This is a genomic window from Flavobacterium arundinis (assembly GCF_038289855.1).
GTDB lineage: Bacteria > Bacteroidota > Bacteroidia > Flavobacteriales > Flavobacteriaceae > Flavobacterium > Flavobacterium arundinis.
Genome location: NZ_JBBYHR010000008.1, coordinates 60,007 through 80,861 on the forward strand (window position 1 = coordinate 60,007; position 20,855 = coordinate 80,861).

The following is a 20,855-nucleotide window of genomic DNA, read 5'->3' on the forward strand; positions in this document are numbered from 1 at the left end:
AATCAAGTTTATTAATTAACTGTTTCTTTTCCTCATCCAATTCGTCAATACCCTTATTACAAGCTCTGATATTATTTGCTAATCTACTTTGAGTTTTATCAACTATTCCATTACGATAATTTTCAAAAATTGGAGCCGTCTGAGTTTTTAATTTGATTTCAAACAAAACATAATAATTCCCTACCAGCTTATCTCCTTTGATACCTTCGCTCTCCGGCGTTTCACCATGCCCGAACTTTTCATAGGCCAGCATCGATTTGCAGATGTGTATTCCCCTGTCGTTAATGATCTGTGTTTTGTAGACTTTTTTGCCCGAAGCTTCGATGATGTTTGCCACCGAGTAGCCCAGCAGCACATTACGCACGTGGCCTAAGTGCAACGGCTTGTTGGTATTTGGCGAGGCATATTCTACCATTACGGCTTTACCGCCTTCGGCAGGTTGTTGCTTACCAAAATCCTCGTCATCTTTTATTTCGTTGAAGAAATTGATGTAGAAGGTATCGGATATGACAAGGTTAAGGAAACCGCCCCCGGCAACATTGAATTTTTCCACTTCAGCGGTGTTGTCCAGCAGGTATTGCCCAATGGCATTTCCGAGCGCCTGCGGGTTGCTTTTTACCAGCTTTAAAAGCGGGAAAATAACCATGGTGATATCGCCCTCGAATTCCCTGCGGGTCGCCTGTAATTCTATCTTTTCAACAGAAATACCGAACAAAGCTTCAACCGCTTTTTGTATGTGGGGAACGAGGATTTGTGACAACGCCATTTTACTAAGTTTTTTAAGCGTGCAAAGATAATTATTTTAGTCAACGTACTGATGGGAAAAAACTTAAATAATCGGTAAATTTTAAGACATTGTAAATATGTTTTCCGTATCCAGACCTAAAAGGTTTTCAAAAACATTAGTTTTGAATAATTCACATGTCACTCCTCCGGAGTTTTAGCACTCATATCTAATCTAATATCACTATAAACATACCGCCCGTCGGGGCTGCCAATGATGAGTCCCGGAGGGACGGCATATTTATAGCAAAATGATAGTAAGCCTACTTGAGCTCCAGAGGAGCGAAATATAAACAGTACATATGAAACTTAAAAATCAAAGAATTTGAAAACCCAATCAATTCATTTGTAGCCCTACGAACACTTATGTTTTTAAAAACCTTTTGGCCCTTTCTAAAACGCAATAGTAAGCCGACAGCGTGTAATTCATCACAAATAAAAACTTTTTCACATTTTCCTGTAACAAAACGCGCCTTAACTTGTCTTATGGATATATGCAGATTGTTAGTGACATTAAATAAACATTAATTTATGCATAAAAAGGTACTTTGTATTGCATATTAGTTTCAGAAGCTTTACATTTGCGCCATCATCAATCATCAATCAAATTACGAACATGCATTTCAAGTTACTAATGGTGCTTCTTTTCGGGAGCATCATGACCATGACTGCCCAAAATTCCGGCAGCATCTCCGGGAAAATTACAGACAAGACGACCAATGAGCCTTTACCCTATGTAAGCATTGTGGTAAAAGACAACGGCGCTGTGGTTACCGGTGGCATTACCGACGACAATGGGGCGTTCACAATAAAAAACCTGCCTTTAAAAAACTATACTTTAGAAGTACAGTTCATGGGCTATAAAACTCACATCGCAGCCGCCAACCTTACTGAGCAGGCCAAAGCGATGAACCTGGGCACTATTGTTATAAGCGAAGTTGCCACGACACTTGACACGGTGGAAATCGTTAAGGAAACCTCTACTATCGAGCAGAAAATAGACCGGAAAGTGATCACCGTGGGCCGCGACCTAACCACAGCGGGCGGTACGGCATCGGAGATTATGAACAACATCCCTTCGGTAAATGTGGATCAGGACGGCAAGATCTCCCTTCGCGGCAACCAGAACGTAAGGGTGCTTGTAGATGGCAGGCCTACCAATATCGACCCCGCACAATTACTAAAACAGATCCCTTCGACATCCATCAAAAAAATTGAGCTGATCACCAACCCGAGCGCAAAATACAATCCTGAGGGGATGAGCGGTATCATCAATATCATTCTCCACAAGAATGCCAACGACGGCTTTAACGGCAATTTTAATACAGGTATCACTTTTGGTAAAACTCCTAAATTCAACAACTCGCTCGATTTGAACTACCGCAGCGGGAAGGTGAATTTCTTTGCCAATGTGGGAAATAACGACGGTAAATATTTCAACAACGGGCATGTATTCCGTAGCGATATAAGGTCTAACCAGCTGATTGACGTTGTAAGCGATAACCAGGGCGTACTGGGTAAACTGGGAATGGATTATTACATTAACGACCACAACACATTATCTGTATATACCAACCAAAACTACTTTACCGGCAAGACGGATATCCAGGTGGACATTCTATACCCGGAAGGTAGCGGTTTTAACGACATTTCACAACACACGATGGCTGACGGCGATAACTTCAATAACGCCTATAACCTCGCGTTCAAGCATAAATTCACCAAAGAAGGCCACACGCTCGACTTTGAAGCCAATTACAACGACTCGAGAAATACACAGGATGCCGACTATAATACCTCTACAGGCTCTGCCCTGCCGGCTGTTTACTCCGACCGCCTTGAGGACAACCGCAAGAACATGACCGCCAACCTGGATTATGTTAACCCGCTGAATGATAAGTCGACACTGGAACTTGGTACCGAGGCAAGGTTGATACGTACCGATAATAAATACAACACCAGCAACCCGAACGTGACCAACCCAAATCTGATGAATTCAACCTATACGTATGATGTGGACATCTATTCGGCTTATGGGACATTCGGTCAGAAATTCGAGAAATTCAGCTACCAGCTTGGCGCACGTTTCGAAAGCTACCATGTCAATAACGACTTCAACAAGGGCCAGGCTGTATTTAAAGACAGTTATTTTACTGTGTATCCTTCGGCCTACCTGACCTACAGCGCCGACCAGAAGAATATGTTCCAATTAAGCTTTAGCCGTCGTGTGGACAGGCCGAGCGTTGAGCAGACAAAACCGTTAAGGGAGTTCTCTACACCATTGCTGACTTCTTTGGGCAACCCTGACCTTTTGCCGCAGTTCACCCAGTCGGTGGAGTTCAACTATACAAAAATGTTTGGGCAGGGGTCTTCCGTTACCGGGGGCATTTACTACCGGTTCATCAACGACGAGATCAGCAGGATATTCTACCCCGATGAAACTACCGCCAACACGCAGGACCAGATCATGAGTTTTGGCAACTTCGACAAGAACAAGGCGTACGGGTTTGAGGTATCTGCCAATTATAAGATCGCGAAATGGTGGGACATACAGCCGGCAGTCGATTATTCGAGTATATCACAGCAGGGCACTATATCGGTGCTTGCGGAAGGCTCGGAAACCGATTACGTGATGCAGAATAAAAAAGTGGATGTGAATGCCTTCAACGCAAGGCTGAACAGCAACTTCAGGGTAAACCAGCGCCTTAGCTTCCTGCTTTTCGGTTTCTACAGGGGGCAGGTAAATAGCGTACAGAACCTGAGCAGGGAAATGTACAAGATCGATTCGGGCGCGCGTTACAGCCTGCTGGACAACAAAATGTCGCTTAGCGTGCGCTTTAACGATATGTTCCGTACGATGCGTTACGGCTTCAGCGCCAACAACCCCTTCCCGCAGAGCGGCGAGTTCCGCTGGGAGAGCCGCACGGTGTATTTCGGGCTCAACTATATGTTTGGCGCAGGAAAGAACAGGGCTATGCAGCGCAAGCAGCGTGACGACAACACCAAGCAGGGTGGTGGCGGAATGTTTTAGCCCATCAAAATTGAATAATTAATGTTTTTCATATAATTAGGTTTAGTAGTTAGTTGACCCCGGATAGTTGCGAATCCGGGGTTATTTTTTTGGCCTCTCCCTAAATTTTACTTTTAATACAATTGTAAAATATTTGTTAAAATTTCATATATTCGTAATCATAACCCTGCAAAATATGAAGCTCGAAAAAATACTTAACAATATCAATTCTTTCGAAAAGAATTCTTTCTTAAAGATCATCGACAACTTAATTTCAACTAAGCCGACAAACATCAAGCTGATTGAGAGTGTACTTTCCGATTCAACCAAAGATTTGAAAAGTGTTGACAGTATTAATATTGTCAATGTGTTTCATTTGTTAGAAAATGAATTTACAGAATACATCAAAGACGAATTTCTTAAAACGTCGTCCCAACTTGACATTTTAATTGATATCATATCCAAAGACGGCTCCTGTATCATCAGGCAGGATTGGTTTTCGAGACTGTATGAAAAGGAACTTGCAAGTTTAAAAATTAAATTAAAAGCTTTTGAGGAAGATATTGCAAATGATAAATCTGAAATCTCTGAAGAAAGGAAAAGAGATTATAACATTTATTTATCGTGCGTTAGAACAGCATATTATAATGACGAATCTAATAATCAGGAAAAGAAAATTACTTCCGATGAACATTCCATATTGCTAACACTTTCCAATTGCCTTTCATTATCGCAGGAAGAAGTTAAGTTGATCAATTATTTGATATTACCTGTTAAGAAACTCGAAATTGAAGCCGTTATAAATGAGCTGAAAGCAATTGGGATAGTATTCTATTCTAAAAAGAATAATACGATATATGTTGCGGATGAAATCGTCAGGATATTGCGAAAAATAAGGGGCAAAGAAGTTAGCGATAAGTTTTTTAGAAGAGTGCTATTGCAACTTAGAGAGCCTCAAATAAATTTAATTTGCAGGAAACACAACATCGACAGGAAGCTGACTTTAGAGAATAAAATAGCTGAGATTATAAATGCAGGTATTTCATTCAAACAAATCCTTATCGATGACATACACAAAGACGGAACTAATCTTACCGAAAAGAAAAAGTTCCTGAACGACTTTTGCGAAAAAAATTTAATGATAACTTCACTCAAGGGAAATGTTATAGAGGAAAAGATCGATAATCTAATAAAGCATTTTGAAGACATAGAAAAGGATGATAAAATCGGAATGTCACATGATGGTTTTGAAAAAATGCTTATCCAATTAGGAGAATTCGCACCTCATATAAATCAGTTACTGAAATCAAAATTTGAACTCCAGGATGAAAATGTTTTAAGAAGTAATTTTTTACTGGATTATAATATAAAACCAAGGGATATTTTAGAGTTAATTCCCGATAAGGAGTTAGAGGAATTTTCTAAAGTCAAAGAAATAAAAACAAGAGGCGATCTAATTGTGAATGTTTTGGACGCTTATAAAGATTCTGAAAATCTATTTTTAGAAAATTATGAAAATATAGGCTTTAGAAATCTGTTGGCTCTAAAGATAAGCGGCATTGTTGTAAAAGAGGCGGACCTTGGAATCAAATTTGAAGATCTGACAAAGAAAATATTGACCGAATTAGGATTCAAAATTGATGAAGACTTACGCAAAAAACTAAATACTTCAAAAGATCAAATTGACATTTTAATTAATTTGGACAATAATGACCTGATCATTGTGGAATGCAAAACAATCAAAGAAAGTAATTATAATAAATTCAGTTCCGTTTCCAGACAATTAAAATCGTATGACTCGGTCGCAAGGAAGAATGGGTATAAGGTCGTAAAATCGCTACTAATAGCACCGGAGTTTTCAGATGATTTTATTAAAGATTGTGGACTCGAATACGATTTGAATCTGTCATTGATCACAGCAAGCTCATTAATGAAAATACTTATCGGTTTCAGAAGTTCTAAGCTAAAAGTATTCCCGCACAATTTATTAATGAGAGATGTGGTTATCAAGGAAGATCTTGTTTTGAAAGCTATTGGTAAATAATAATGTTATTGAGGTATAAAGAAAGATTGCTTCGTCGTTCCTCCTCGCAATGACCGTGAAGCGTGAGTGTAGCTGCCCTCTCCTTTAGAGATCCCGATAGGCATAGGGCTGGGGTGAGGCCAATCACGGCAATATCTCAATCACCGCATCTTCCTTCACCGCTTTATATAGCTCCTCCATTTCTTCATTGGTCACGGCAATGCAGCCTGCGGTCCAGTCTTTCCAACGGTGGAATTTGCCAATGTAACCCCTGCCGTTTCGAAGGCCGTGTATCTTGACATCCCCACCGGGAGATTTGCCCTGCTTTGCGGCAGTGGCTTTGTCGGCGGCATTGGGGTACGAGATACCCAGGTTTTTGTAATAAGCGCTGTTGGGGTTGCGGGCATTGATGGTGTAGCTGCCTTCAGGGGTTTTGCAGTCACCTTCGAATTGTTTGTGGCCAATAGGGTCTTTGCCCAATGAAACGCTATAGGTTTTCAACAGTTCATTACCGGACCAAGCCTCCATTTTGCGGGCGGCTTTATGAACGACGAGGCGGTCGATGGTTTTGCCGGAAGGGAGTTGCTGCCCGGGATATAAATAGTAGATGGCAATGACTACCGGAATGATGAAGAATATCCAAAGCATTTTATTACGTTTCATTTAAGCATGCGAATATTTTACCACAAAGCCCACAAAGTTTTACACAAGGGACACCAAGCGGTACATTACTATACTGCATTGCTAATTAGAGCAGTGTAGCTCAATCTGAAATCTGAAATCTCCACTTACCACTTAATAATCGCGCTCCCCCATGTAAACCCGCTGCCGAATGCCGCGAGCACAACAGTATCGCCTTCTTTTATCTTGCCTTGTTCCCACGCTTCGGTTAGTGCGATAGGCACAGACGCCGCCGTAGTGTTGCCGTACTTCATAATGTTGTTGTACACCTGGTCATCGCTCAGCCCGAATTTCTGCTGGATAAATTGCGAAATGCGGAGGTTGGCCTGGTGCGGGATCAACATATCGATATCGCTTACCTGCAGGTTATTCGCTTTCAGGCCTTCGTTGATCACCTCGCTGAAGCGCACCACGGCATTCTTGAAAACGAACTGCCCGTTCATGTACGGATAGTAGCTTTCATCGTTCGGGTCGGCATCGGCAATGATGTCGGTTACCCAGCGCTTGCCCATTCCGGGGGCGATAAGCGAAAGCTCTTCGGCGTGCTGCCCTTCCGAATGCAGGTGTGTGGAAAGGATCCCTTTGGTAAGGTCTTCCTCGCGGGAAAGCACTGCCGCCCCTGCCCCATCGCCGAATATTACCGAAACGCCACGGCCACGGGTAGTCATATCAAGTCCGGTGGAATGCAGCTCGGAGCCTATGATGAGGATATTTTTGTACATACCGGTCTTTATGAACTGGTCGGCTACCGAAAGCGCATAAATGAAACCGGAACACTGGTTGCGTACATCAAGCGCACCAACTGTCCGCTTCATGCCCAGATCCCTTTGCACCAGTACGCCCGGTCCCGGAAAGTAATAATCAGGGCTCAGGGTTGCGAACACGATGAAGTCGATATCTTCTTTATCCAGCCCTGAACGCTCTATGGCTATTTTGGCAGCTTTCACGCCCATAGTAGTGGTGGTGTCGCCATCGCCTTTTACCACATGCCTTCTTTCTTTTATGCCGGTCCGTTCCTGGATCCATTCGTCATTGGTTTCCATGATTTTGGAAAGGTCATCGTTAGTCACAACATTATCCGGGACATAATATCCCAGGCCGGTTATTTTTGAATGGTACATTGAATTTTGATTATTTTAGTAAAAAGCATAGTGTAAAAATAAACATTCCTTAAAAAGTAGCGGGCAAAGTTTAGGAAATTTTAGGGAAAGGTAAACAACGCATAAATGCGTGTATAAAAGTTTTAGCCACAAATTACACAAATTTTCACAAATTCTAAATGCTTTGAATTAATTGAAGGAAAAAAATTAGTGGCAATTCGTGTAATTCGTGGCAAAATTTTTAATGGTTTGACTAAAAAGCATTTCAAACTGTAACAAACATATTGCTATCTTCGACTTATTGAAAAACAAACCAGATCATTATGAAGTCAATTTTCCAGATAACACTATTCCTTCTGACGGCGCTGACCACCTTCGCACAGGAAAATGTCACTTACCAGAAGCCACCCAAAGAGATACTCGAACTGGTTGATGTCCAAAGGGCACCATCCGTTTCGATGGACAGCAAGAATACGAAAATGCTGTTCCTGTACCGCAATGCCTACAAAACCCTTGAAGACCTTTCAGAAGACGAGCTCAAGCTGGGCGGCCTGCGCATCAACCCAAAGACCAATATTTCGAGTACTGTTACCTATGTGAACAACCTGAAATTTAAAAAACTGAAAGACAGGGAGCCGGTACAGGTAAAAGGCCTGCCGCAAAACCCTAAGCTGGCCAACTTTGCCTGGTCGCCGGATGAGACAAAAGCGGCTTTTACCCACACCACTGCGACAGGTGTAGAAGTTTGGCTGCTCGACTTTGCCACGCTCGAAGTAAGAAAACTTACGGAGGCCATGGCAAATGCCAATATGGGCAACCCGATCAGCTGGTTCAGAGACGGAAGCGCCTTACTGGTACGGATGCTCCCGAAAAGCAGGCAGCCGCTCATCAATACTGCCAATACCATACCTGCCGGGCCTACCGTAACCGTAAGTGATGGCACGAAAGCACAAAACCGCACCTACCAGGACCTTTTGAAAAATAAGAATGACGAAGCTAATTTTGAAACGCTTACCACATCAGAGCTCCATAAAGTTTCGCTTGACGGAAAAACCGCCTTATGGAAAGAAGCCGCCATGTACAGCAGCACCAGCTTTTCTCCCGACGGGAACTATGCGCTTGTGACCACTATCCACAAGCCGTTCTCTTACATCGTAACGCTGGATCGTTTCCCAACCACAAGCATATTGTATGACGTTTCAGGGAAAAAGCTGCAGGTATTCAATGAAAAACCGCTGGTAGAAGACATGCCGAAAGGTTTTATGGCTACCGAAAAAGGAAAAAGAAGCATAAGCTGGAGATCTGATAAGCCTGCCACGCTGGTTTGGGCCGAAGCGCTAGACAATGGCGACCCGGCGGTTGAAGTACCTTTCCGCGATGAGATTTTTGAATTGTCAGCACCGTTTAGCCAGGCGCCAAAAAGCCTCGTGAAGACGGTTAACCGTTTTACCGGAATCACATGGGGCACCGATAACCTGGCCCTCGTGAGCGATAACTGGTGGAATACCCGGAATACAAGAACGTATATTTTCAATCCTTCGGATGCTTCACAAAAGCCGGAGATCATTTTTGACCGTAATTATCAGGATACCTATAGCGATCCGGGTGATTTTGATACCAAACGCAACGCATGGGGCCGTTATGTCCTGAATATTGAGGACGGTAATGCTTACCTTGTTGGCGACGGCTTTACCGACAAAGGGCAGTTCCCATTTATCGACCAGTTTAACCTTGCCACGAAAAAGAAGACCCGTCTGTACCAGTCGAAATATACTGATAAGAAAGAATCTTTGGTTTCATTGGTCAATGCCAAAAAAGGCGAAGTGCTGGTGCAATTGGAATCTAAAAACCAATACCCGAATTACTACCTCATCAACTTCAAAAAGAAAAGTGCGCCTGTGGCTGTGAGCTTCTTTGAGAACCCATTCAAAAAGATCGAGAATGTAAGTAAGGAGCTTATAAAATACAAAAGGGCTGATGGGCTGGAACTGTCGGGTACATTATACCTTCCGGCGGGTTATGACAAAAAGAAAAAAGAAAAACTGCCGCTCATTATGTGGGCCTACCCGGCAGAGTTCAAGGATAAAAACAGTGCTTCGCAAAGCACAACCAACCCGAATGATTTTACCTATCCTAATTACGGATCTCCGGTTTACTGGGTTACACGCGGCTATGCGGTACTGGATGATGCCTCCTTCCCGATTATTGGAGAAGGTAAGACCGAGCCGAACGATACCTTTATCGAACAGCTTGTTGCCGATGCGAAAGCTGCTATTGATGCCGTTGATGCACTGGGTTATATCGACAGGAACCGCGTGGCTGTGGGCGGGCACTCGTATGGTGCTTTTATGACGGCCAATTTGCTCACACACTCCGACCTTTTTGCAGCAGGCATTGCACGGAGCGGGGCCTATAACCGTACGCTTACGCCTTTCGGGTTCCAGAGCGAGGAACGCAATTACTGGGAAGCGCCCGAGGTGTACAATACCATGTCGCCCTTCATGCATGCTGATAAAATGAAAACACCACTATTGCTGATACACGGTGAAGCGGATAACAACTCCGGCACGTTCCCTATGCAGAGCGAGCGTTATTTCAATGCACTAAAAGGTTTTGGGGCGCCCGTACGGTTTGTGCTGCTGCCGAAAGAAAGCCATGGCTATTCGGCTATAGAAAGCATATTGCACCTGCTATGGGAACAGGACCAGTGGCTGGAAAAATATGTGAAGAACAGGCCTTCAAAATAGATTATTGGATTGTTGGATATTAGACAGCAAGATATGATGAAAGACAGCCCGTACATTGTGCGGGTTTTGTTTTTTTAAGTAATTTCGCAGCACAAAATATTTATATGAAAAAACTGATCTTCTTCTTTTTTATAGCTTTCATAGTCAACATAACAGTTGTTAATGCTCAGGAAAAACCAATTGACGGAGCCTCAAAAAATCCTCCTGAAGGCTATATCCAGCCACAATATCGTGACGGCTTGGAAGCCTTTTATAAATATGTTGAAAAAGGCATAAAACGCAGGCATATGCCTTCAAAAAGTGGTAAAATCTATGCCTACTTTATTGTTGAAAAAGATGGCAGTATTTCAAATGTAAAGATCCTAAGGGGAATTGAAGAAAAAATTGATGCCCGAATAGTAAAACTCATATCGGAAAGCATAAAATGGACTCCCGGTTACATTAACGGATTACCCACCAGGGCAAGTTATAATTTGCCGATAACTATTACCATAGGCGAATAACCCTTACCCAAAAGCATTCCTGTCCACTGCCAGCGTTACTTCAGAATTTGTCTCCAGTTCCTTGTAATGCTCAAAGAAGATGACCTGCCTTCCGAGGGCAGCTTTCACAAGGTAGCGATTCCCTTTAAAATAGCACTGCTTTACGATCACTGCTAATGGACCTCCTTGTGTGATCTTTAACTGGTGCGGATAAATGAGTACAGTCTCATCAGGCTTTTGCGTAAGCGTGAGGAGTTCGAGCTTTATCTCATTCACTTCCCCAAAAAGCGAGGCGGTATATTTGTCTTTCGGGTGGTAATAAATCTCACGGGAAGGCGCTTTGTCTAAAATGCGGCCGCTTTTAACCACTATTGTTTCATCGGCAAAGGAAAGTGCATCGGTACTGTCGTGTGTTGCAACAATTACGGTTATGCCCTTTTGCTTCAGGTAGGCAAACAGGTTTCTTCGCAACGCGTTTTTACGGAAATTATCAATATGGCTGAAAGGCTCGTCAAGAAGCAGTACTTCAGGCTCCAGCGCCAGTACTTTTGCAAGGGCAATGCGCTGCTGCTGGCCCCCGCTCAGGTATTTTGCCTTTACATAGGCAAATTCGCCCATCTCGACAATATCCAGCAATTCGGCAATGCGCCTTTGCTTTTCGCCGGGATAAAAATTAGAAAGAAAGCTGCCTACATTCTCGGCTGCCGTAACAAAAGGCATCAGGTCGAAATCCTGCGCAAGGTATTTCATGTAGGGCATACCGGGAATAAGGTTGTGCTTTGGGCCGGTAACCATTTCCCCTTTGTACGTGATCTCCCCTTCATTAAGGTCGTATAATCCGTAAATGACTTTAAGCAGCGTGCTTTTGCCACAGCCGCTCTCCCCTATCACGGCTATATTCTGGCCTTTTTTAATTGTAAAACTGAGGTTATGCAATATGGTTTTATCGGTGTAACCAAAAGATATATTCTTAACTGCAAGCATTTGCCGGTGACTGTGTTTATTTTATGCAAAAATATTCAATTCATTCCACAAGATTGCCTGCTTAACAAAATAATAAGGGCACATAAAATTATGCGCCCTTATCAATCTAACCAATAAAAATAAACAAACTATAGATCAGCGACATATCTCCTTCATAGCAATTAATCCGCAATCGCTTCATTCTTTACTATATTTACGCAAAATTTACAGTTAGGGTTTTTTAATACACCCATGTTTTATAAATATATTAATCTTAGCAATTATGAAAAAGTGCCTTTCTCTGTTAACCCTTTTATTGTCGCTGTCGGTTTGGTCGCAGGCCCGGCACCCGCAAGACCAATATTCCATAGAAGCCGGTTATGGCATGGGCATTTCGGGGCATCCTGCCACAGTAGGTTTTTCGCATTTTGAAGTTGGTTTCCGTTATATGGTAGACGAATTTTGGGGAATCAAATTTGATTTTGGATCCGACCGATTCAGGATGGGCGATAACCCGGAACTTGGATCTGATTATAAAAGGTATTCGTTTCAGGGCGTACATAACCTGGGACGAACATTAAAGATCGCAGATAAAATGGGAAGCAACATCAACCTGCTTGCCCATGGAGGACTGGGCTACTCTTCGCTTAAATCTGTTATTCGCGGAGGCACTGACAATATCGGAAGTGTAATCGTAGGACTTACGCCGCAGTTTCGCATGAGCAATTCATTGGCTATTACGCTCGATGCATCGTATATACTGAATTTTACCCAGCATTATAACTTTGACGGACTCCATCCCCCAAAAGGCGACAACAAAGGCCTTAATTCTTTTACCGGACACCTGTTTACTGCATCTGTAGGGCTTACCTACTATTTTGGCAAAAACAAATCTGATGCAGACTGGCGATAAAAAAAGCCGTCCGACAGGACAGCTTTTAAAATTATTATTGGTACTGCTTATTTTGCAAGCAGGAGATTCGTAAGCTTAATATTGCTGGTGTTTACAAAGTCTACGATATAAACACTAAGCCCGAAACGCGATCCGTCAACACTGGTACAGAATTTTGGCGTTGTCTCTTTCGCAGGCTTTACATTTACCCTGACTTTTTCTGCCCGTGCAGCGGGTATCTTTTTGGCGGCCACAGTTACATTCGATGCTTTCTCGATATTAGGTGGCGCGATGTGGTCACCGGCAGTATTGGCCATCGCCGTTGCACCGCAGGCCAGAAGAAAAAAGGTAAATAAAAGCTTTTTCATAGTTGGTAGTTTTTATTGGTAAATAGTAATCGGTTTGTTTTCAGCTATAAAGATAATAAAAACATATTATCCTTTTAACCATGCTTCCCTTATTTTTGCTTTGGAAGCATCTGTTGCGTGGTAGCCTTCCATATCTTCCATAGGCATTTTTACAGTCCCTTTCAGTACCTGCTCCTTGCCGTCACGCTTAATTTTTACGGTTATTGGCTCGCCATCTTTCCACCCTGTGCTGATTTCGATCATGTCATAGATGTTGTCCAGATTGTAAGCTTTATCGTTAACAGCTAATATAACATCACTTCCCTTTATTCCCAACGTGGTCATAAAATCGTTTAGCTCGATATTCGGGATAACCACGATTTCCTTAGCAGCATTCACCGTGATATAAGGCGTTTCCATATTTTTAAGGAACGGTATGCCCGGTTTTTTAATCATGGTTTTGGTAACGCCTACCTTGGCAAAATAATCGTCATAGTTAATTGGTGTATTTCCTGCAACATAGGTCTGAAGAAATTTACCAACCTCAGGATAGGTAAGTTCGGTAATTTTTGCAAAAAGGTCGGCATCGTTAAACGGCTTGCTGCTTCCGTAGACTTTAGACAGGTCCTGCATCAGGTGCAGTATACCTTTTTGTCCGTTGCTGCTCTCCCTCATCTGGATATCGATACACATGGCAATAAGCGCTCCTTTAAGGTACACATTGTAATACGCATCCTTATACGGCTTCTGCAATATGTTCCTACTCATATTGGTGAAGTTCATCGTATCATCAAAATTCTTCGACTGGGCTATCTTTTCGGCTATCCTTGTAAAGAAGTCGTCTTCAGAGATAAGCCCCTGGTTTACCTGGAAAAGGTTCGCAAAATATTCGGTAACACCTTCATACATCCAAAGGTGCTCGCTCATTTTCGGCGTATTGTAGTTAAAGAAGTGGATCTCTTTCGAGTGAACGCTCAGCGGCGTAACGATGTGGAAGAACTCGTGGGAAACAACATCTTTGAGTGTCGAAAGCAACTGCTCCATAGGCATCGCTTCCGGCATTACCACAGTAGTCGAAGTCGTGTGCTCCAATGCACCGTAGCCGTGGGCATCAGTTCCCGTACCATCGGTAAGGTAGAGCATCACACTGTATTTTTTAGTGCTGTTTATCGGGCCGAGGAATTTTTTCTGGGCGCGCATCATCTTTTCCATTTCCGGAGTGATGTCTTTTGCCGTAACCGCTCCGGTGGGCGAATATACCGCAATGAGTATTTCCATTCCATCAACGGTAAATGTAGTATAATCCGGTTTCGAATACATGATCGGGTGGTCTACCAGGTCAGGGTAGCGCGGTGAGTTGAATACGTCAACCTCATTGCTCTTATTAGTATCTACCAACGATGTCGCACCCCACAATGCTGCCGGGTGGGTAACGGTAAGCTGGTAAGGAAGTTCGCCTTTGTCGGCAAAGTAGCCTATAAACCCGTGAATGTTCAGTACAAAGTTTTCATTTGCCTTAATATTGGTACCTGCGGGAGAGAAGATCTCATGCGTACCTTCAATATCATAGGTATCGTTTACAAGGTAAGTTACCTTTGCCAGTTTTTTAGCGCCCTGTATTGTCCATGAGTTATCATCTGCTTTTGCTACCGTAAGCTCTTTGCCTTTGCTGTCGTAGGCCTTAAAATTCTCTACGTACTTGCCGTAATTATCTTCCGAATACGTTCCCGGAACGATTTTAGGAATAAAGAAAGTAGTGGTTTCGGTATCAAAAGCAGGTGGCGTAACAGTTACCATTACCTTATCGTCTTTTACATCTTTAAGGTCAATAGCAACCTTTATATCCTTGTTCTTCTGGGCAAAAGCAGCGCTGCTAACCGAAAGCACAAAGGCAAGCGTACATATAAAATTTTTCATTTTTTAGATTTTGATATAGTAGTAAGTCGAAGAAAGGCTTCTTTTGTTACAGTTTTGAATAAAATTTTAATAAAAAAATTATTATAAATATAGTATACAACATTGTTTATTCATAAAACAGTTCTTCTTTTGTCCTGAAATAAAAGAAGCATTCACCGCGGAGGACAAGGTTCACTTAGATTACTCACTCTTGTAGTCCTCTCCCCCGACCCCTCTCCCAAGGAGAGGGGAGCGAGATGTGCCGACAGTGCGTTTAGAAACAGTACTCATTTTGTTTGCACACTTGCTCCGCGTTCTATGATAAAGAATTATTTAACCTGTTTCAGTATCCATGTAGCTATCTCATTCAATGCCACAGGCGAAAATGTCTGCTCTATTTCGCCGTATTCTGATGGGGCGCCGGTTTTACTTTCCTGGAACAGGTGGTTGAGGCCGGGGAGCAGTTTGGTCGTAACCTTTTTATTGCCGCTTTTTTGCGCCGCCCTTTTTATAGCGTCAAGATTTGCCACCGGGGCGACCTGCAAATCCTTGTCACCATTAAGGGCCAATACCGGGCACTGCACTTTCTCCAGTGCAGGCCCGGGATTGTAGCGTATAAAATTACTGTACCAAGCCGATGCCAGCTCGTTTACCTGTACCTCTATATACTGCATTACCTGGTCTTTGGGCACACCTTTCGATATAAAAAGCGGCTTCAGTTCTTTATCAAAGATTGTCAGGAGCCGTGCCTTTAAGGTATTCGTGTCAGTTTCTTCTTTTATAGCAGTGTACACCTGCTTGTTTATAGCGCCCAGTTTTGTAAGCTCTTCTTCAGGCATGCCGTTGGCTTTGCCCATCATGTAATTTTGCAGCAGCATAAGCTCATCGCCCGGAATTGCCGTACCTGCCAGCAGCACTATAAACGCCACATCCGGATTTTTAGAAGCAACTATTGGTGCTATGGTGCCGCCTTCACTGTGCCCGGCGAGGCCTATTTTATTCTTGTTGATCTCTTTCCTTGTTTTGAGGTACCGGAAAGCAGCTTCGGCATCAGTGGCAAAATCTTCCGAAGTCGCCTTCGCAAAAGTTCCTTGCGAACTGCCTGTACCCCTGTCGTCATAACGCAGTACGGCTATACCCTGCCTCGTAAGGTAATCTGCCAACACCAAAAACGGCTTGTGGCCCAACAACTCTTCATCGCGGTTTTGCTGCCCGCTTCCCGTAATAAGCACAACTGCCGGGTAAGTCCCCTCTTTTTTAGGAACTGTCAGTGTACCGGCCAGGTTTATGCCTGCCTTTTCGTTTTTAAAAACTACGTCTTCGGTATAGTACGGATAAGGCTTTGCCGGTTCCTGCGGACGCACTTTTGGTTTCACCTTTACTTCTTCACGCCCCAGGTCGAGCGGCAGTGCATAGCCGTTTTGCGTAAAAGTGCCTTTAAATATGTTATTTTCCAGTGTGCCTTTATAGTCGATTCCTGCTCCAGGAATACCAAATGCGAGTATGTTGCTTTCAAAGAAAATATCTGTTACAGGGACTGCCTTCGGGCTTTGTTCGGGCACAAGCATAGTAGCAGTATAAGTACCTGTTTCGGCTTTGGCTATAGCTACTGTAATACGCAGCTGCCCGCCGGGAAAAGTTAATACACCATGCCACGGGCCGGTAATATCCTGTGCAGAAAGGGTTAAAGAAAGGAATAACATCAATAGGGCAAAGGCTTTTTTCATCGAAAGTAAATTTTGATAAAGGTAAGTGAAGAGCGGCTTTCGCCAAAACAGAACCTATTAAAAATAAAAAACTCCCATGACGGGAGTTATGTGTATTAAAATTTGTTCCTGATGTAGTATTTGGAATCCAGGTCATCGTCTTCAATGATATTGATTTGCGGCATCGGCTTCGGCTTTTTAGCTGCGGTCTTTTTCTTCCACAATTCAAAATTGTCTGCCGATAATTGTTTGCGCATTATTTCGGTCACTTCTTTTTCGGCTAACCCGAAAATTTTCTTTATTTCCTCGAAAGGCTTTCTTTCTTCCTGGGCAAGCGTTACTATCCGTTCTAGCGCTTCCCTGTCCAGATCCGGACGGTTACTCTTCTTCATCAGATGAAAACATTAAATCAGGTAATTAAGTAAATGTTTAAGATTCATTAATCAATATTACTAAAAAAAATAATTCATTCGCAAAATGGAATGTTATTTTTATCGTTTTTGAATAGTTGAAAATTTACACTCACTTAACAGGGATTATTTTGAGGAAGATTTAATAGTGAAATGGGTTATACTGAAAGTTATGCGTTTTTACAGGTACAATTTTAGCAAAAAGTAAGATGATTCTGAAACAAGATAGCTTTACAAACCTGACAGGTTTTGAAAACATAAGTGTCGGGAAGACTATATCTTACTGTTTTACTATAAATTAAAATTAGGTCTTAATAGTGATTTCTAATTGTTAGTACTCATAACATGCCGTTCCTCCGGAACTCGTCTACGTGTCGTCTATCGTTTGCTATAGATATATCGTCCCTCTGGGACTTTAGTATAGCCCCAGAGGGGCGGTATGTTTATAGAAATATTGAATATGAGTGGTTTAGAGCTCCGGAAGAGCAGTATGTTAATTATACAAACTCTTCCCAACACTTATGTTTTGAAAACCTGTAAAGTATAATGATAAAAGACCTGACCACACACCCTTACGTATAAAGCCACGCCCAGTAAATAAGCGCCAATTGTAATGGAAGCCTAAGCAACAGCACCCACTTTGGCAGCCCCATACCGGCTTTATCATTGGTATACATGTAGATGTTTGCCGGGAATACCGCGACGAGCAGTATTATCAGGCCCCACGCAGCGATATGCGAAAATTGCGGTATGCAAAGCAGTATACCCAAAATAACCTCTGCCGCCCCACTTAGTATATTCAGCAGTTTCGGTGCGGGCAAAGATGGCGGGATCATACGCGCATACAGCCGCGGCACCCTGAAATGGTTGAGGCCTGCGAGTATATAAAGAGAAGCCATTAAATAGAGGTGCCAGGGTAAAGCCATGAATGTAGTTTACCCAAAGTTAGCGAATTATTTCTGCCCCGGCATTTTAATGTTCATCAATACAATGGCGCCAAGTATCAGTGCTATGCCCAGCCATTGCAGCAGGTTTACCTGTTCGTGAAGTATCACATAAGCCATAGTTACCGAAACAGGAAGTTCCAATGACGAAACAATGCTGCCAAGCCCAAGACCGGTGCGTGGAAAACCGGCATTTAAAAGTATCGGCGGGATGATGGTGCCAAAAAGCGCCAATACCAGCCCCCAGGTAAGGAATATCTCGAAATTAAATGTCCCGGGCCAGGTAAACGCCGTAAAGCCCAGTACGATTACCGCACCACCCATAAGCATGAACAGGCTTCGCTGTGCCGACGATATGTGTGTCGCGATAGTATTGCTGGTAAACATGGTAGCCGTAAACGACGCTGCTGCCATGAGCCCCCACACCAGTCCGCGCCAATCAGGCACAGTATCCGATTTTACAAGGTTTGTAGCCAGCAGCGTGCCTGCAAGGACTATAACAACTGAGAGTATTTTTCGTGGTGACGGCGTAACTTTGGTGAGCAGCCATTCCAGCAGCACACCCATCCATACCGTTTGCATAAGCAGTACGATACCTATGGAGACAGGGATGTATTTTACAGCAACATAATAAAACACGCTGGTAAAGCCCATAGACGTTCCCGCCACAATAAGCTGGAGCCTGTTTTTAGGGGAAGCCTTTACAACCGTATCTCCTTTTTTAGCCTTTTGGAATATATTGATCAGCAGCATTCCCGCTATCCCCAGGAGTATTTGCGATGCCGTAACTTCGGCAGTAGTGTAGCCTTCTTCGTAGGCAAGTTTTACAAATGTGGCCAGCATGCCATAGCTCGATGCGCCAAGCCCAACCAGTACAACCCCCTTTAAAACATTATTTTTTACCATTTTGCGTAAATTAAAAAGCGGGCAAAGATATTATTTAGATTTGTTCTGCAAGTTAAATATGCCCAATCTTTTTTTTACATCTTTTATATAGGAAGTCCCAATGCCTGAATACATGAAAAAATGCCTGTAAACCGGAGTTCGCTAAATACTAAAAACATAACAATATAGTTATTAGGGAATACCCTGCAACCTTACCTATATGACCAGATTTATTGTCCTCCTGTTTTTCGGGCTGATCAGCTGTATTGGCACGACTGAAACCGAAGCTGCAAAAGACTACACGTCAAACCACACCGAAGCGCTGGCCTTTTGCAAAAAACAAAAATTTAATGAAGATTATTATTTCCTGATTGATATGAGCATACATTCGGGGAAGAACCGTTTTTATGTTTATGATTTCAAAGAAAAGAAAATAACAGACAGCAATATTGTGACCCACGGCAGCTGCGACATGCTGGCCGATAATGACGAAAAATATGAAAAGGTGAAATTCAGCAACCTTGACAACAGCCATTGCACCTCATCAGGAAAATATAAGATAGGGAAACGCGATTACAGCTCGTGGGGCATCAAGATAAAATACTGGCTCAAGGGACTGGAAAAAACCAACAGCAATGCGGAGGCGAGGGTTGTAGTACTGCATTCATGGACTGCGGTTCCGGATACCGAAGTGTATCCACACTATGCGCCCTTAAGCTGGGGATGCCCTGCGGTATCGGATAACTTTATGAAAAAACTTGACGAGAAGCTTCAAAAAACGGATAAGCCTGTTTTGCTTTGGATCATTGATTAAAACAACCCTTTCAGAGCGGCATTCTTTATCCCGATCTGCGACGGGTCAAAGCTGAATTTGTCTTTCAAAAGGCTGGCATATACACTCCTGAAATCGGTCTCATATTTCAGGTCGCCATTATCAAGGTCCTTAAGGTTCGGATTACTTCCGAGTATCTTTCCTTTGTTTTTACCGCCTATAATAAACATTGGCGCGGCAGTACCGTGGTCGGTGCCTTTGCCATTATCTGCTACGCGCCTCCCGAATTCTGAAAACAATACTATGGTTACCTCATCCAGCTTTTTGGCATGCTTGAGGTCATTATAAAATGCATACACGGCATCATTAACTATGGATAATTTTGAAGCCTGCCCTTCCAGTTGGGCATGATGCGTATCAAAACCATTTAACGAGGTATAGTATACTTTAGAGTTAAGCCCACCTTTTACAAGTTTCGCGATCCATTCCATGTTCCTTGACAACTCTGTTTTGGGATAGGCTACATCCGATGGCGCTGCTTTCTTCAACGCTGTTTGTATCGCATCAGAGCCTCCCGCTATCGATCCGGCGATCTTCCGCACAAAATCAAGCTGCGGATTGTCGGATAGCTTAATGCCTTTCTCCTCGCTTTTTGATTTAAGGTCGTTGCGGTAGGTAACCGTAAGGGTATTCGGCTCAACGCCCCTCAGCGCAAGGTTGTCTATACTATCGGCATTTATGGCTGCCGTGGGATGGTGCTCTTTATAGTGCGCATCGAGAAAACGGCCCAGCCAGCCTTCGGTGAGGTGCTTGTTAGCATCCGATGCTGTCTGCCATATCTCCTGGCTCCTGAAGTGCGAGTGGTCCGGCTCAGGATAACCTACATTTTGTATTACTGACAAATGCCCCTGCTGCTGCATTGCCGCAAAACTTTTCAGTGCTGGGTGGAATGCCATACCGCCGCCTACCGCAAGCACTTCGTTTTTGGATAATGCAATATTCGGCCGGTAGTGGTAATACAGGTCATCCTGGTACGGGACAAATGTATTGAGTCCGTCGTTACCGCCGTTAAGTTGTATAAACACCAGGCAGCTATCGCCGGCGCTAAGATTTTCCTGACTGGCAAACGAATACAGGAAATCGGGAAGCAAAAGAACTCCCCCGCTAAATGTACCTGTAAGTTTAAAAAAATTCCTCCTGTTCATAACCTTCGT

The 20,855-nt window shown here is 43.2% G+C and carries 16 protein-coding genes and 1 pseudogene; 6 read left to right on the forward strand and 11 right to left on the reverse strand.

The window, feature by feature from the left end:
• Position 1: 1 nt before the first annotated feature.
• A pseudogene (gene argS / locus AAEO56_RS13920) lies at positions 2–766 on the reverse strand (arginine--tRNA ligase domain-containing protein); the annotation flags it as partial.
• Between the two features lie 633 nt (positions 767–1,399).
• Here argS and AAEO56_RS13925 point away from each other — a divergent pair.
• Positions 1,400–3,814, forward strand: a complete 2,415-nt coding sequence (locus AAEO56_RS13925) for a TonB-dependent receptor domain-containing protein (protein WP_341697681.1) — start codon at positions 1,400–1,402, stop codon at positions 3,812–3,814.
• A gap of 175 nt (positions 3,815–3,989) precedes the next feature.
• Positions 3,990–5,837 carry a hypothetical protein gene (locus tag AAEO56_RS13930; RefSeq protein WP_341697682.1) on the forward strand — a complete coding sequence of 616 codons (1,848 nt, stop codon included), beginning with the start codon at positions 3,990–3,992 and terminating at the stop codon, positions 5,835–5,837.
• Between the two features lie 123 nt (positions 5,838–5,960).
• Here the strand turns inward: AAEO56_RS13930 and AAEO56_RS13935 are convergent, their stop codons facing one another.
• Both AAEO56_RS13935 and AAEO56_RS13940 read right to left on the reverse strand, forming a co-directional pair.
• The gene (locus AAEO56_RS13935) at positions 5,961–6,479 is read right to left on the reverse strand and encodes a L,D-transpeptidase family protein (RefSeq protein ID WP_341697683.1); all 519 of its coding nucleotides are present in this window, start codon (positions 6,477–6,479) and stop codon (positions 5,961–5,963) included.
• Positions 6,480–6,604: 125 nt separating this feature from the next.
• Complete coding sequence (locus AAEO56_RS13940) at positions 6,605–7,618, reverse strand: 3-oxoacyl-ACP synthase III family protein (RefSeq protein ID WP_341697684.1); 1,014 nt, start codon at positions 7,616–7,618, stop codon at positions 6,605–6,607.
• Between the two features lie 302 nt (positions 7,619–7,920).
• On the opposite strand from AAEO56_RS13940, the gene AAEO56_RS13945 reads away from it, so the two are divergent.
• Both AAEO56_RS13945 and AAEO56_RS13950 read left to right on the forward strand, forming a co-directional pair.
• The gene (locus tag AAEO56_RS13945; protein ID WP_341697685.1) at positions 7,921–10,344 is read left to right on the forward strand and encodes a S9 family peptidase; all 2,424 of its coding nucleotides are present in this window, start codon (positions 7,921–7,923) and stop codon (positions 10,342–10,344) included.
• A gap of 104 nt (positions 10,345–10,448) precedes the next feature.
• Positions 10,449–10,847 carry an energy transducer TonB gene (locus AAEO56_RS13950; protein ID WP_341697686.1) on the forward strand — a complete coding sequence of 133 codons (399 nt, stop codon included), beginning with the start codon at positions 10,449–10,451 and terminating at the stop codon, positions 10,845–10,847.
• A gap of 3 nt (positions 10,848–10,850) precedes the next feature.
• Here AAEO56_RS13950 and AAEO56_RS13955 read toward each other — a convergent pair whose 3' ends face one another.
• Complete coding sequence (locus AAEO56_RS13955; protein ID WP_341697687.1) at positions 10,851–11,810, reverse strand: ABC transporter ATP-binding protein; 960 nt, start codon at positions 11,808–11,810, stop codon at positions 10,851–10,853.
• A 262-nt stretch (positions 11,811–12,072) separates the two neighbouring features.
• On the opposite strand from AAEO56_RS13955, the gene AAEO56_RS13960 reads away from it, so the two are divergent.
• Positions 12,073–12,702 (forward strand): hypothetical protein, encoded by a 630-nt coding sequence (locus tag AAEO56_RS13960; protein WP_341697688.1) that lies wholly within the window; start codon positions 12,073–12,075, stop codon positions 12,700–12,702.
• A 47-nt stretch (positions 12,703–12,749) separates the two neighbouring features.
• Here AAEO56_RS13960 and AAEO56_RS13965 read toward each other — a convergent pair whose 3' ends face one another.
• From AAEO56_RS13965 to AAEO56_RS13990, 6 genes are all read right to left on the reverse strand, one after another.
• The gene (locus tag AAEO56_RS13965) at positions 12,750–13,049 is read right to left on the reverse strand and encodes a hypothetical protein (protein ID WP_341697689.1); all 300 of its coding nucleotides are present in this window, start codon (positions 13,047–13,049) and stop codon (positions 12,750–12,752) included.
• A 66-nt stretch (positions 13,050–13,115) separates the two neighbouring features.
• Positions 13,116–14,945, reverse strand: coding sequence for a M61 family metallopeptidase (locus tag AAEO56_RS13970; RefSeq protein ID WP_341697690.1), 1,830 nt, complete (start codon positions 14,943–14,945; stop codon positions 13,116–13,118).
• 308 nt (positions 14,946–15,253) lie between these two features.
• Positions 15,254–16,651 carry an alpha/beta hydrolase family protein gene (locus AAEO56_RS13975; RefSeq protein ID WP_341697691.1) on the reverse strand — a complete coding sequence of 466 codons (1,398 nt, stop codon included), beginning with the start codon at positions 16,649–16,651 and terminating at the stop codon, positions 15,254–15,256.
• Positions 16,652–16,746: 95 nt separating this feature from the next.
• Positions 16,747–17,022, reverse strand: coding sequence for a DUF2805 domain-containing protein (locus AAEO56_RS13980; protein WP_341697692.1), 276 nt, complete (start codon positions 17,020–17,022; stop codon positions 16,747–16,749).
• A gap of 590 nt (positions 17,023–17,612) precedes the next feature.
• Positions 17,613–17,966, reverse strand: coding sequence for a DoxX family protein (locus AAEO56_RS13985; RefSeq protein WP_341697693.1), 354 nt, complete (start codon positions 17,964–17,966; stop codon positions 17,613–17,615).
• Between the two features lie 27 nt (positions 17,967–17,993).
• Positions 17,994–18,890, reverse strand: coding sequence for an EamA family transporter (locus AAEO56_RS13990; RefSeq protein WP_341697694.1), 897 nt, complete (start codon positions 18,888–18,890; stop codon positions 17,994–17,996).
• A gap of 199 nt (positions 18,891–19,089) precedes the next feature.
• Between AAEO56_RS13990 and AAEO56_RS13995 the strand changes: the two genes are divergently transcribed.
• The gene (locus tag AAEO56_RS13995) at positions 19,090–19,683 is read left to right on the forward strand and encodes a murein L,D-transpeptidase catalytic domain-containing protein (RefSeq protein WP_341697695.1); all 594 of its coding nucleotides are present in this window, start codon (positions 19,090–19,092) and stop codon (positions 19,681–19,683) included.
• Here AAEO56_RS13995 and AAEO56_RS14000 read toward each other — a convergent pair.
• On the reverse strand, positions 19,680–20,846 hold the full coding sequence (locus AAEO56_RS14000) for a DUF1501 domain-containing protein (RefSeq protein WP_341697696.1): 1,167 nt from the start codon (positions 20,844–20,846) through the stop codon (positions 19,680–19,682). The two genes, AAEO56_RS13995 and AAEO56_RS14000, sit on opposite strands and share 4 nt — an antisense overlap.
• Between the last annotated feature and the right edge of the window lie 9 nt (positions 20,847–20,855).

Bases quoted from the DNA above. Each gene is read 5' to 3' on its own strand.
- AAEO56_RS13925 (WP_341697681.1), top strand. From the start codon at position 1,400: ATGCATTTCAAGTTACTAATGGTGCTTCTTTTCGGGAGCATCATGACC.
- AAEO56_RS13930 (WP_341697682.1), top strand. From the start codon at position 3,990: ATGAAGCTCGAAAAAATACTTAACAATATCAATTCTTTCGAAAAGAAT.
- AAEO56_RS13935 (WP_341697683.1), bottom strand. From the start codon at position 6,479: ATGAAACGTAATAAAATGCTTTGGATATTCTTCATCATTCCGGTAGTC.
- AAEO56_RS13940 (WP_341697684.1), bottom strand. From the start codon at position 7,618: ATGTACCATTCAAAAATAACCGGCCTGGGATATTATGTCCCGGATAAT.
- AAEO56_RS13945 (WP_341697685.1), top strand. From the start codon at position 7,921: ATGAAGTCAATTTTCCAGATAACACTATTCCTTCTGACGGCGCTGACC.
- AAEO56_RS13950 (WP_341697686.1), top strand. From the start codon at position 10,449: ATGAAAAAACTGATCTTCTTCTTTTTTATAGCTTTCATAGTCAACATA.
- AAEO56_RS13955 (WP_341697687.1), bottom strand. From the start codon at position 11,810: ATGCTTGCAGTTAAGAATATATCTTTTGGTTACACCGATAAAACCATA.
- AAEO56_RS13960 (WP_341697688.1), top strand. From the start codon at position 12,073: ATGAAAAAGTGCCTTTCTCTGTTAACCCTTTTATTGTCGCTGTCGGTT.
- AAEO56_RS13965 (WP_341697689.1), bottom strand. From the start codon at position 13,049: ATGAAAAAGCTTTTATTTACCTTTTTTCTTCTGGCCTGCGGTGCAACG.
- AAEO56_RS13970 (WP_341697690.1), bottom strand. From the start codon at position 14,945: ATGAAAAATTTTATATGTACGCTTGCCTTTGTGCTTTCGGTTAGCAGC.
- AAEO56_RS13975 (WP_341697691.1), bottom strand. From the start codon at position 16,651: ATGAAAAAAGCCTTTGCCCTATTGATGTTATTCCTTTCTTTAACCCTT.
- AAEO56_RS13980 (WP_341697692.1), bottom strand. From the start codon at position 17,022: ATGAAGAAGAGTAACCGTCCGGATCTGGACAGGGAAGCGCTAGAACGG.
- AAEO56_RS13985 (WP_341697693.1), bottom strand. From the start codon at position 17,966: ATGGCTTTACCCTGGCACCTCTATTTAATGGCTTCTCTTTATATACTC.
- AAEO56_RS13990 (WP_341697694.1), bottom strand. From the start codon at position 18,890: ATGGTAAAAAATAATGTTTTAAAGGGGGTTGTACTGGTTGGGCTTGGC.
- AAEO56_RS13995 (WP_341697695.1), top strand. From the start codon at position 19,090: ATGACCAGATTTATTGTCCTCCTGTTTTTCGGGCTGATCAGCTGTATT.
- AAEO56_RS14000 (WP_341697696.1), bottom strand. From the start codon at position 20,846: ATGAACAGGAGGAATTTTTTTAAACTTACAGGTACATTTAGCGGGGGA.